This is a genomic window from Streptomyces sp. NPDC052773, from assembly GCF_044547145.1.
Lineage (GTDB): Bacteria > Actinomycetota > Actinomycetes > Streptomycetales > Streptomycetaceae > Streptomyces.
Map to the genome: position 1 here is coordinate 91,005 of NZ_JBITZX010000018.1, position 11,809 is coordinate 102,813.

An 11,809-nucleotide genomic window follows, 5' to 3' on the forward strand; every position below is an offset into this window, starting at 1 on the left:
GACCCCGCGAAGCCGACCGCCCCTTCGCCGAAAGGCCTGGCCCTCCATGCGCATCCTCGGAATCAACGCTCTTTTTCACGACCCCGCCGCCGCTCTGGTGATCGACGGCCGTACCGTCGCCGCCGCCGAGGAGGAGCGGTTCTCCCGCCGCAAGCACGGCAAGCGGCCGGTGCCGTTCTCCGCCTGGGAGCTGCCGGAGAAGGCCGCCGCGTGGTGTCTGCGGCGGGCCGGTCTGCGCCCGCAGGACCTGGACGCCGTCGCCTACTCCTACGACCCCGCGCTCGCCCGCCCCGCCGACGCGATGGGCCTGGACGACCCCTGGGACCACCTGCGGCAGACATACGCCCGGGAGGCCCCGAACTTCCTCAAGGAGGTGCTGCCGGGCCTCGACCCGGACATCGTCCGCTTCGTGCCCCACCACATGGCGCACGCCGCGTCCGGCGCGTTCTGCGCGGACGGCGCCGAGGACTCCTCCGTGCTGGTCCTGGACGGCCGCGGCGAGCGCGCCTCGCACCTGGCGGCGCGCCGGGTCGGCGACAAGCTGGAGCCGCTGTACGCCCAGGACCTGCCGCACTCGCTCGGCCTGGTCTACGAGGAGCTGACCGCCCATCTGGGCTTCCTGCGCTCCTCCGACGAGTTCAAGGTGATGGCCCTCGCCTCGCACGGCACCCCGCGGATGCTGTCCGAGCTGCGCCGCTACGTCCACCCGACCGGCGACGGCGGGTTCCGGGCGACCGGGGTGCCGTGGGAGGAGTTCTGCCCGCCGCGCGGCGCCGAGGAGCCCTGGACGCAAGCGCACGCGGACGTGGCCGCCAGCGCCCAGGCGGTGCTGGAGGAGACCCTGCTGGACCTGGTGCGCTGGCTGCACGGCCGTACGCACGACAGTGTGCTCACGCTCGCCGGCGGCGTCGCCCTGAACTGTGTCGCCAACTCGCGCATCGCCCGCGAGGGCCCCTTCTCCCGGGTGTGGGTGCAGCCCGCGGCCGGTGACGCGGGCACCGCGCTGGGCGGCGCGCTGCTGCTGGCCGCCGGGGAGGGCGAGACGCCGGAGCCGATGACCGGCGCCGACCTGGGCCGGGACTGGACGGACGCCGAGCTGGGGGCGTGGCTGAAGACGGCCGCCGTACCGTTCGAGCGGCCACCGGACATCGCGGCGACGGTGGCGCGCACGCTCGCGGACAACGGGATCGTCGCCTGGTTCCAGGGGCGTTCCGAGTACGGTCCCCGGGCGCTCGGCCACCGCTCGCTGCTGGCCCACCCCGGGCACGCGGGCAACCTCGAACGCCTCAACGACGTCAAGGGGCGCGAGCAGTTCCGGCCGGTCGCGCCGATGGTGCCGGCCGACCGCGCCGCCGAGATCTTCGACGGGCCGCTGCCCAGCCCGTACATGCTGTTCGTGCACGACGTGGCGGAGGACTGGAAGGACCGTATCCCCGCGGTCGTCCACGTGGACGGCACGGCCCGCATCCAGACCGTCGACCCGGCGCGGGAGCCGCTGGTGGCGCGGATGCTGAGCGAGTTCGAGAAGCTGACCGGGCTGCCCGTGGTGGTCAACACGAGCCTCAACACGGCCGGCCGGCCCATGGTGGACGACCCGCGCGACGCGCTGGAGTGCTTCGGCTCCTCGCCCGTCGACCTGCTCGCCATCGGCCCGTACGCGATCCGGCGCGGCGACTTCTTCCGCGCCTCCGGCGACGGGAGGGCCTGATGGGCGAGCCCGCGTACGCCGTGGTGATCCCCACCCTGGGCCGGCCGAGCCTGGGCGTCTGTCTGCGGGCCCTGGCCGCCGCCGAGGGGCCCCCGCCTCGGCGGATCGTCCTCGTCGACGACCGGGCAGGGGCGGCGGGCGCCTCGCTCATGGCCGAGGTGCCCGAGTCGCTGCGGCCCCGCACGACGGTCGTCCCGGGCGGCGCCCGGGGACCCGCCGCGGCCCGCAACACCGGGTGGCGGGCGGCCGGTCCCGTGCCGTGGATCGTCTTCCTGGACGACGACGTGGTGCCCGGCCGCACCTGGGCCGCCGACCTCGCCCGGGACCTCGCCGCGGCGACGGAACGGACCGCCGCGGTGACCGCGCGCATCGAGGTGCCGCTGCCGGAGGACCGGCGCCCCACCGACTGGGAGCGGAACACCGCCGGGCTCGCCACCGCCCGCTGGATCACCGCGGACATGGCGTACCGGCGTACGGCGCTGGAGGCCGCGGGAGGTTTCGACGAGCGGTTCCGGCGGGCGTTCCGGGAGGACGCGGACCTGGCGCTGCGGGTGACCGCCGCCGGGTGGTCGGTGGCCGAGGGTTCCCGGATCACGACCCACCCGGTGCGGCCCGCCGACCGCTGGGTGTCGGTGCGGCTCCAGGCGGGCAACGCGGACGACGTCCTGATGACCCGGCTGCACGGCCGCGGCTGGTGGCACCGGGCGGACGCGCCGCGGGGGCGCCTCCCGGGGCACTTCGCGGTCACCGGGGCCGCGGTGACCGCCCTCTCCTGCGCGGCGCTGCGCCGGCCGCGGGCCGCCGCGGTGTGCGGCGCGCTGTGGCTCGCCGGGACGGCGGAATTCGCGCTGGCCCGCATCCGCCCGGGCCCACGGACCCGCGACGAGGTCGTCACCATGGCGCTGACCGGCGTCGCCATCCCGCCGACCGCCGTCTGGCACTGGCTGCGGGGGCAGATCATCCACCGGGGAACCGTCCCGTTCACCCCGTCGGCCACCGCCGGACCGCCCCGGCCCCTGCGGGATGCCGAGCCGGAACAGGTGGGCTCATGAGCACACGTCCCTGGATCTACACAGGCCCCGGGAAGCCCGCCGGTGACCCGGAGGAAGGCCTTCTGTCGCGTGCGTACGCCTGCGGCTGCGAGGAGCGGTCGGCGACCGTGCGTCACGGCCCCGCCCACACCCACCACCCCGCCGACGACCTCCCCTCCGCCGTTCTCTTCGACCGGGACGGGACGCTGGTCGTCGACGTGCCGTACAACGGCGACCCCGCGCGGGTCGTGCCGATGCCGACGGCGCGTGCGGCGGTGGACGCCGTGCGGGCGCGGGGTGTCGCGGTGGGGGTGGTGAGCAATCAGTCGGGTGTGGCGCGCGGGCTGCTGACGCGGGAGCAGGTGGAGTCCGTGCAGCGGCGGGTGGAGGAGGTGCTGGGCCCGTTCGGGGTGTGGGCGGTGTGCCCGCACGGGCCGGACGACGGCTGCGGCTGCCGAAAGCCCGCCCCGGGGCTGGTCCTGGCGGCCTGCGCGCGCCTCGGCGTGGACCCGGCGCGCGCCGTGGTGATCGGTGACATCGCCGCCGACCTGGGCGCGGCCCGCGCGGCGGGCGCGCGCGGCATCCTCGTCCCGACGCCCGCGACCCGCCCGGAGGAGACGGCCGCCGCCCCGGAGACCGCGCCGGATCTGCTGTCGGCGGTACGGCTTGCCCTGGGCGGCAGGCGGCCGGGCTCCGACGGATCCGCGAGGCCGCCGTACGTCGCGTGCGTCGGGCGCGTCGGGCGCGGGCCCGTGCCCGCTCCCGGCGACGCGCCGCACCACACCCCCGGCACGGCGTCCGGCACCGACGCCCCGCGCCCCATCGGCGCCCCGCACGCCACCGACACGCCGCGCTCGACCGGCGGCGCCACCCACCCCACCGACGCACCCCCCGCCTCCCCCGGCACCGTCCGAACGGCGGCCCCCTCATGACCGCGGCCCCCCGGACCCTCGTCGTCCGTCTCGACAGTGCCGGAGACGTGCTGCTCGCGGGGCCGGCCGTGCGGGCGGTGGCCGCCGGGTCGGCGTACACGGCGTTGCTGTGCGGGCCGCAGGGCGAGCAGGCGGGTCGGATGCTGCCGGGGGTGGACGAGGTGCTGGTGCACGACGCCCCGTGGGTGGGTCTGGAGCCCGCACCGGTGTCCCGGGAGGAGACGCGGCGGCTGCTGGGGACGCTGGCGGAGCGGCGCTTCGACCGCGCGCTGATCCTGGTGTCGTACCACCAGAGCCCGCTGCCCGCGGCCCTGCTGCTGAAGGTGGCGGGGGTCGGCTGGACGGCGGCCGACTGCGAGGACTATCCGGGCGCGCTGCTCGATCTGCGCCACCAGCGGCGTCCGCACCGGCACGAGGCGCTGGCCGCGCTGGATCTCGCCGAGGACGCCGGTTTCGCGCTGCCGCCGGGCGACGACGGGGCGCTGCGGGTGCGGACTCCGCCGGACACCACCCATCTGACGGGCCCGGAACCGTACGTGGTGCTGCATCCGGGTGCCGCCGTGCCGGCCCGCGCCTGGAGTCCCGGCCGGGCGGCGCGGGCCGCGGCGGCGCTGGCCGCGGAGGGCTACCGGGTGGTGGTCACCGGTGGGCGCGGGGAGCGCGAGCTGACCGCGCGGGTGGCCGGGCGGCACGCCCTGGACCTCGGCGGGGCCACCGATCTGCGGGAGCTGGCCGGGGTGCTGGCCCGGGCCCGGGTGGCGGTGACGGGGAACACCGGTCCGGCGCATCTGGCCGCCGCGGTCGGCACTCCGGTGGTGTCGCTGTTCGCGCCGGTGGTGCCGGCCGAGCGGTGGCGGCCGTACGGCGTGCCGTCGGTGCTGCTGGGCGACCAGCGGGCCGCCTGCGCCGGGACGCGGGCCCGCCGCTGTCCCACGCCGGGGCATCCCTGCCTGGACGGGGTCGGCGACGCGGAGGTGCTGGCCGCGGTGGCCGCGCTGAGCGGCGACGGAGGAGACGACCGAGTGACCGACCGACCAGTCGGGATGAATAACTTGACGGAGACAAGAAAGACGGCGAACAAGACAACTGTGACAAAAGGGGCAGATGAGCGAGGAGTGGCCTGGTGAACATTCTGCTGTGGCATGTGCACGGCTCCTGGACGACCGCGTTCGTGCAGGGCCCGCACACCTACCTCGTCCCCGTGCTCCCCGACCGCGGCCCGGACGGCCTCGGTCGCGCCCGCACGTTCTCCTGGCCGGCCTCCGTACGCGAGCTGTCCCCGGACGAGCTGCGTGAGGCGGAGGTCGACCTGGTCGTCCTCCAGCGCCCGCACGAGCCGGAACTGGCCGCACGCTGGCTGGGCGGCCGGCGCCCCGGCCGGGACGTGCCCGCGGTCTACCTGGAGCACAACGCCCCGGACGGGAACGTGCCGGACACCCGGCACCCGTTCGCCGACCGCGACGACCTGACGCTCGTCCACGTCACCCATTTCAACCGTCTGTTCTGGGACAACGGCGGCACCCGCACCGAGGTCGTCGAGCACGGCATCGTCGACCCGGGGCACCAATACACCGGCCGGCTCCCCCGCGCGGCCGTCGTCGTCAACGAGCCCGTACGGCGCGGCCGGTACACGGGTACGGACCTGCTGCCCGCCCTGGCCGAGGCCGCGCCGCTGGACGTGTTCGGCATGCGCACCGAGGGCCTGGCCGCCCACCTGGGGCTGCCCGAGGAGCGGTGCCGGTCCGCCGACCTGCGGCAGAGCGAGCTGCACGGGGCGATGGCCGAACGGCGGCTGTATCTGCACCCGGTGCGCTGGACCTCGCTGGGCCTGTCCCTGCTGGAGGCCATGCACCTGGGCATGCCGGTGGTGGCGCTGGCCACCACGGAGGCCGTGGAGGCCGTACCGCCCGGCGCGGGCGTGCTGTCCACCCGCCCCGAGGTGCTGGCCGAGGCCGCCCGCCGCTATCTGGCGGACCCGGACGCGGCGTACGAGGACGGGGCGCGGGCCCGCCAGGCGGCCCTCGCACGGTACGGGCTCAAGCGCTTCCTGAACGACTGGGAGCGCGTGATCACGGAGGTGCGCTCATGACCGCATCGGTCGGTTCCCTGACCGCCGCCCTGGACGCCGGTGCCCCCGGCTCCCTCGACATCGCGCTGGTCTCCGAGCACGCCAGTCCGCTCGCCGCGCTCGGCGGGGTGGACGCGGGCGGCCAGAACGTGCATGTCGCCGCGCTCGCGAGCGCCCTCGCCGACCGCGGGCACCGGGTGACCGTCTTCACCCGCCGGGACAGCCGGGAGCTGCCCGACCGGGTGCCGCTGCGCGACGGCGTCGAGGTGCACCACGTGCCCGCCGGGCCGCCCGAGCCGCTGCCCAAGGACGAACTCCTGCCGCACATGGTCGAGTTCGGGCACTATCTGACCCGGGTGTGGCGGACCCGCCCGCCCGACGTGGTGCACTCGCACTTCTGGATGTCGGGCCTGGCCTCGCTGCACGCGGTGCGCGCCCTGGACCTGCCGCTGCTGCACACGTATCACGCGCTCGGCACGGTCAAGCGCCGCCACCAGCAGCTCGCTGACACCAGCCCGCCGCAGCGCATCGCGCTGGAGACCGAGGTCGGCCTCGGCTGCGACCGGGTCATCGCCACCTGCCGGGACGAGGTCGCAGAGCTGACCCGGATGGGCGTACGCGCCGACAAGGTGAGCGTGGTGCCGTGCGGCGTCGACACCGAGCTGTTCACCCCCCAGGGCCCGGCCGCCCCGCGCGGCCCCCACCCCTACCGGCTGCTCCAGCTCGGCCGCCTGGTCCCGCGCAAGGGCGCCGCGGTGTCCATCGCCGCGCTGAGCCTGCTGCCCGACACCGAACTGGTGGTGGTCGGCGGGCCCCCGGCGGACCGGCTGGACGAGGACCCCGAGGTGCGCCGACTGCGCGAGATCGCGCGCCGCGCCGGGGTCGCCGACCGGGTCCGGTTCACCGGCGGGGTGCCCAGCCGGCAGGTCCCGCCGCTGCTCCGCGGCTCCGACGTGGTGCTGTGCCCGGCGGACTACGAGCCGTTCGGCATCGTGCCGCTGGAGGCGATGGCCTGCGGTGTCCCGGTCGTGGCCAGCGCGGTCGGCGGCCAGCTCGACACCGTCGCCGACCCCGGCACCGGACGCTTGGTCCCGCCGCGCGACCCGCGGGCGCTGGCCCGGGCGGTCGCCGATCTCCTCGCCCGCCCCGAGGCCCGCCGGGCCTGCGGCGCCGCCGGACGCCGCCGGGTGCTGCGCCGCTACACCTGGGACCGGGTCGCCGCCGAGACCGAGGCGGCGTACTGCGCCGTCCTCGACGCCGCTCCGGCGGCCGCGACGGGGGTGGTGTGAGGCAGCGTCCGAGGGAGCACCGACCGTCCCCCCGTCCCCGCCGCGAGCCCGACGTTCGAAGGAGGTGCGGGTCCCGCCGCCGTCGCCGCGACGCGGCAACGCCCGACCAGTATGAGCGAATCCCCTGCACTCGCCGCCGCCCGACTGCACTGCCGGTCCCTGGAGCAGGCACTCGTCCGACTGCGCACCGACGGCCTCGGCCGGATCGCGGACTGGGGCGGCCGGCTGGCCGCCGTCCTCCCGCCCGGCGGGCGGCTGCTCGCCGCGGGCAACGGCGGCAGCGCCGCCCAGGCCCAGCACCTGACCGCCGAGCTCGTCGGCCGCTACCGGCAGGAGCGGCCCGCGTTCTCGGCGATCTCCCTGCACGCGGAGACCTCCAGCCTCACCGCCATCGGCAACGACTACGGCTTCGACCAGGTCTACGCCCGTCAGGTCGCCGCCCACGGCCGGCCCGGTGACGTGCTGATGCTGCTGTCCACGTCCGGGCGCAGCGCCAACCTGATCAGCGCTGCCGTCGCGGGCCGCCGGGCGGGGCTGCGGGTCTGGGCGCTGACCGGGCCCGGCCCGAACCCGCTCGCCGAGGCCGCGCACGAGGCGCTGTGCGTCGACGCCGACACCACGGCCACCGTGCAGGAGGCCCACCTGGTCGCCGTACACCTGCTCTGCGAGGCCTTCGACGCGGCCCTCGGCACCGAGTTCGCCGTCCGAGAGCGGGCCACCGTCGCCGGGAGGGTGTCGTGATGGCGCCGCGGCCGCTGGTGGTCGTCGGGGACGTGCTGCTCGACGAGGACGTCGAGGGCGTCGCCACCCGGCTGGCCCCGGACGCGCCCGCGCCCGTCGTGGACGTCACCGACGACCGGCGCCATCCCGGCGGGGCGGGCCTCGCCGCGGCGCTGGCGGCCCGCGGCGGGCGTGAGGTGGTCCTGGTGACCGCGCTCGGCGACGACGCGGCCAGTCACGCGGTGCGCCGGCAGCTGCGCGGCCGGGTGCGGCTGGTGGAGATCCCGCTGCACGGCAGCCTGCCGGTGAAGACCCGGGTGCTGGCGGGCGGCCGGCCGCTGGTCCGTATCGACCGGGGCGGCGGCGAGCCCGGACAGCCCGAGCCCGGCGAGCCCGACGAGGCGGTCCGCAAGGCGCTGGCCGAGGCCCACGCCGTGCTCGTCGCCGACTACGGGCGGCACACGGCGCGCGCCGTACGCCGCCACCTGGAGGCGGTCGTCCCGCGCACCCCGCTGGTCTGGGACCCGCACCCCAAGGGCGATCCTCCGGTGCCCGGCGCCCGGCTCGTCACCCCGAACGCGGGCGAGGCGCGCAGCCTGTGCCCCGGCGACGGCGAGTCGCTGCGCGCGTACGCCGAGCGCGGCTCACGGCTCGCGGACCGCTGGCAGGCGGCGGGCGTCGCCGTGACGCTCGGCGAGCGCGGGGTGCTGCTGACCCGGCCCGCCGGGGGTACGCCGATGCTGGTGCCGGCACCGTACAAGGCGAGCGGTGATCCGTGCGGGGCGGGCGACTGCTTCGCCGCGACGGCCGCCGCCGCGCTCGCCGACGGCGCGCTGCCGGAGGAGGCGGTGCAGCGGGCGGTCGCCGAGGCCGCCGCGTTCGTGGCGGCGGGCGGCGCCGGGAACCCGGCACTGTGGCGGACCGAACCGGACACCTCGGTGCGGCAGGCGCCCGCCACGGACCCGTTCGCCCTCGCCGAGCAGGTACGGGCGCGCGGCGGCACCGTCGTGGCCACCGGCGGCTGCTTCGACCTGCTGCACGCCGGGCACGTCGGGCTGCTGGAGAGCGCGCGGCGGATCGGCGACTGTCTCATCGTGTGCCTCAACTCGGACGCGTCCGTCGCCCGCCTCAAGGGGCCGGGCCGGCCCATCAACCCCGTGGCGGACCGGGCGCGCGTGCTCCAGGCGCTGGGCAGCGTCGACGCCGTCGCGGTGTTCGACGAGGCGACCCCGCAGCGGCTGCTGAGCCGGCTGCGGCCGGACGTGTGGGTGAAGGGCGGCGACTACTCCGTGCAGGAGCTGCCCGAGGCGGAGACGCTGGCCGCGTGGGGCGGGCAGGCCGTGGTGCTGCCGTACCTCGACGGCCGGTCCACCACCGTGCTGGCCCGCCGGGCGGCGCGGGCCGCCGTCCGGCTGAAGCCGGGAGGGCCGGCGGCGTGAACGGGAATCCGCGGCCCGGGCGCACCGCCCGGCCGAGCGTGCTGGTGCTGCGCGCGCTCGGGCTGGGCGACCTGCTGACCGCCGTACCCGCCCTGCGGGCGCTGCGCCGTCATCTGCCCGGCCACGAACTGGTGCTGGCCGCGCCCGGGCGGCTGGCCGAGCCGGCCGCCGCGACCGGGGTGGTCGACCGGCTGCTGCCCGCCGAGGCCCCGGACCGGGCCGTGCCCACCACGCTGGCGTGGCCGGGCCCCGGCCCCGACGTGGCCGTCGACCTGCACGGCAACGGCCCGCCCAGCCACCTCCTGCTCCAGCGGCTGCGCCCCGGCCAGCTGCTGGGCTACGCCCACCCCGGCACGCCCGGCCTCCCGGGCCCGGTGTGGCGGGAGGACGAGCACGAGCGGGACCGCTGGTGCCGGCTGCTCACCTGGTACGGCATCCCCGCCGACCCCGCCGACCTGTGGATCCCGGCGCCCGCGACGCCCTCCCCCGCGCCCGGGGCGGTCGTGATCCATCCCGGCGCGGACGCCGCCGCCCGCTGCTGGCCCGCGGAGCGCTTCGCGGCGGTGGCGCGGGCGCTGCGCGCGCAGGGTCACGACGTCGTGGTGACGGCGGGCGCCGGCGAGACCGCCCTGGCCGGCTGTGTCGCCGCGCGCGCCGGACTGCCCCCGGACCGCGTCCTGGGAGGCGCCGCCGACGTGCCCTTCGACCGGCTCGCCGCGCTGGTCGCGGGCGCCCGCTGCGTGATCGTCGGCGACACGGGCCTCGCCCATCTGGCCACCGCCCTGGGCACCCCGTCCGTCGTCCTCTTCGGCCCGGTCTCCCCCCGCCTGTGGGGCCCCCCGCCCGACCCCCGCCACCACGTCCTCTGGCACCCCGACGACGACCAGTCCCCCCGCCCCGGCGACGCCCACGGCCGAGTCCCGGACGGACGGCTGCTGCGGATCACGGTCGAGGAGGTCCTGACGGCGGTACGAAGCCTCCCGGAACCGAACCCCACCCGCACCGCGGCACGGCACGGCTCAGCCGCCGCTCCAACGCCGATGGAGGTCCCGGCCCGTCGTTGAGCTGCCCGGGGGGGTGGGCGAGGACACGGCGGCCGGGGGCCGTGCGTGGACCGGGGCGGTGTCTGGGGCCGGGGCGGCGCAGTGCCCGGAACCGCCTGCGGCGGTCCGCCCGGACGGCGCCCCGGGGCCGGGCGAACGCCCCCGTGCCCCAGTCGTGCGGCGCGCTCAGGCCGCCGTTTCCACCTCCGGCGTGCGCTCCAGTGTGCGGAGTGGGGTGACCGAGGGCTGGGTGCGGCGGCGGTGGAGGAGGTGGCCCGTGGTGATGGTGGCGGCGATGACGATGCCGCCGGCGACCAGGGCGCCGCGGGCGCCGGCGAGTTCCATGAGGAGGCCGAGGGCGGGCGGGCCGGCGAGGCCCCAGCCGGTGCTGATGCTGCCCCACACGCCGAGGACACGGCCGCGCAGGTGGGCGGGCGGGTCGGTCTGCAGGACGGTCGTACCGGCGGTGTCGGAGACGGACTCCACGACGGCCATGGGCAGCACCAGGACCAGCAGCACGGCGAGCGACGGGGACAGCCCGGCCAGCACCTGGAGCAGCGCGCCGGACGCGGCGAGCGTGCCGACGAGCCGTACGGACGGCTTGCGCAGCCTCGCGCCGAGCACCGCGCCGAGGATGCCGCCGACGGCGAGCACGCTGGACACGGTGCCGAAGGACCCGGCGCCGCCCGCGAGCGGACCGGTGACGAGGACGGCGAGGGTGAGGCCGTAGTTGCGGCCGAAGACCGCGCTGACACCGGTGATCCCGGCGAGCGCGACCAGCCGGGGGCGCTTCGCGAAGAACGCCAGGCCCTCGCGGACGGTCATGTCGCCGCTCTGCCGCCCCTTGTGCTTCGCACCGGCAAAGCCCCGCTGGGCGGGGATCTTCACGACCGTGGTGGCCGCTCCGGCGATCGGCCGCAGGAACGGGATCACGGAGGCCACGAAGAGGAAGGACAGGCCGTTCGCGGCGTAGGCGGCGCCCGTGCCGAGGAAGCCGACGGCCACCCCGGCGAACGCGGTACCGGCGAGCCGCCCGGCGCTGTGCACCAGGGAGCCGACGCCGATGGCGGAGGGTACGTCCTCCGGCCGGACCAGGTCGTTGCCCAGGAGCGCGCAGGCGGGGCCGTCGACGGTGGCGATGGTGCCGGTCACGGCGGCCAGCGCCAGCAGGACGGTCAGGTCGAGCCGGTCGGTCGCCACCAGCACGGCCGTGACCAGGGCGACCAGGCCGAGCAGGGCCTGGCTGACCATGGCGGTCAGCTTCCGCGGCCAGCGGTCGACGGCGGCGCCGCCGATCAGGCTGATCAGCAGCGCGGGCGCGGCCTGCACGGAGATGGACAGACCGGTCGCGGCGGCGGACCCGGTGATCTGCAGGACCAGCAGGTTCTGCACGGTGAGCTGCATCCACGTGCCGGCGTTGGACACGAAGTTCGCCAGCGACCACCAGCGCATGCTGCGGTAGCGCAGGGACCGCCACGGTGAGGGGGAGGCGGCGGGCGCGGGCACCGCGGCGCCGGACGCCGGGGTGTCGGCGGGGGCCGTCGGGAGCACGTGGACGGTGGTATCGGGAACAGGGGAG

10 protein-coding genes are annotated in these 11,809 nt (G+C 77.1%); 9 read left to right on the forward strand and 1 reads right to left on the reverse strand.

Translation table 11 applies throughout. The features are described 5' to 3' along the window. Positions 1-46 precede the first annotated feature (46 nt). The 9 genes from ACIG0D_RS30775 (at position 47) to ACIG0D_RS30815 (ending at position 10,251) form a co-directional block, all read left to right on the forward strand. Positions 47-1,708, forward strand: coding sequence for a carbamoyltransferase (locus ACIG0D_RS30775; RefSeq protein ID WP_399807360.1), 1,662 nt, complete (start codon positions 47-49; stop codon positions 1,706-1,708). Next, positions 1,708-2,760: a glycosyltransferase family 2 protein gene (locus ACIG0D_RS30780; protein ID WP_399807362.1), complete on the forward strand. Its 1,053-nt coding sequence runs from the start codon at positions 1,708-1,710 to the stop codon at positions 2,758-2,760. The genes ACIG0D_RS30775 and ACIG0D_RS30780 overlap by 1 nt, the downstream gene beginning before the upstream one ends. Then, positions 2,757-3,671 carry an HAD-IIIA family hydrolase gene (locus tag ACIG0D_RS30785; protein WP_399807364.1) on the forward strand — a complete coding sequence of 305 codons (915 nt, stop codon included), beginning with the start codon at positions 2,757-2,759 and terminating at the stop codon, positions 3,669-3,671. The genes ACIG0D_RS30780 and ACIG0D_RS30785 overlap by 4 nt, the downstream gene beginning before the upstream one ends. Next, on the forward strand, positions 3,668-4,798 hold the full coding sequence (locus ACIG0D_RS30790; RefSeq protein WP_399807366.1) for a glycosyltransferase family 9 protein: 1,131 nt from the start codon (positions 3,668-3,670) through the stop codon (positions 4,796-4,798). Before ACIG0D_RS30785 ends, ACIG0D_RS30790 begins: the two co-directional genes overlap by 4 nt. Further along, a complete protein-coding gene (locus ACIG0D_RS30795; RefSeq protein WP_399807369.1) occupies positions 4,795-5,760 on the forward strand; it encodes a glycosyltransferase in 966 nt (321 codons plus the stop codon). Before ACIG0D_RS30790 ends, ACIG0D_RS30795 begins: the two co-directional genes overlap by 4 nt. Beyond that, positions 5,757-7,028 (forward strand): glycosyltransferase, encoded by a 1,272-nt coding sequence (locus ACIG0D_RS30800; RefSeq protein ID WP_399807371.1) that lies wholly within the window; start codon positions 5,757-5,759, stop codon positions 7,026-7,028. Before ACIG0D_RS30795 ends, ACIG0D_RS30800 begins: the two co-directional genes overlap by 4 nt. A 111-nt stretch (positions 7,029-7,139) precedes the next feature. Then, positions 7,140-7,769, forward strand: a complete 630-nt coding sequence (locus ACIG0D_RS30805) for an SIS domain-containing protein (RefSeq protein ID WP_399807374.1) — start codon at positions 7,140-7,142, stop codon at positions 7,767-7,769. Then, on the forward strand, positions 7,769-9,187 hold the full coding sequence (rfaE2, locus tag ACIG0D_RS30810) for a D-glycero-beta-D-manno-heptose 1-phosphate adenylyltransferase (protein ID WP_399807377.1): 1,419 nt from the start codon (positions 7,769-7,771) through the stop codon (positions 9,185-9,187). Before ACIG0D_RS30805 ends, rfaE2 begins: the two co-directional genes overlap by 1 nt. Continuing rightward, the gene (locus ACIG0D_RS30815; RefSeq protein ID WP_399807380.1) at positions 9,184-10,251 is read left to right on the forward strand and encodes a glycosyltransferase family 9 protein; all 1,068 of its coding nucleotides are present in this window, start codon (positions 9,184-9,186) and stop codon (positions 10,249-10,251) included. The genes rfaE2 and ACIG0D_RS30815 overlap by 4 nt, the downstream gene beginning before the upstream one ends. A gap of 165 nt (positions 10,252-10,416) precedes the next feature. Here the strand turns inward: ACIG0D_RS30815 and ACIG0D_RS30820 are convergent, their stop codons facing one another. After that, the gene (locus ACIG0D_RS30820; RefSeq protein WP_399807575.1) at positions 10,417-11,682 is read right to left on the reverse strand and encodes an MFS transporter; all 1,266 of its coding nucleotides are present in this window, start codon (positions 11,680-11,682) and stop codon (positions 10,417-10,419) included. Between the last annotated feature and the right edge of the window lie 127 nt (positions 11,683-11,809).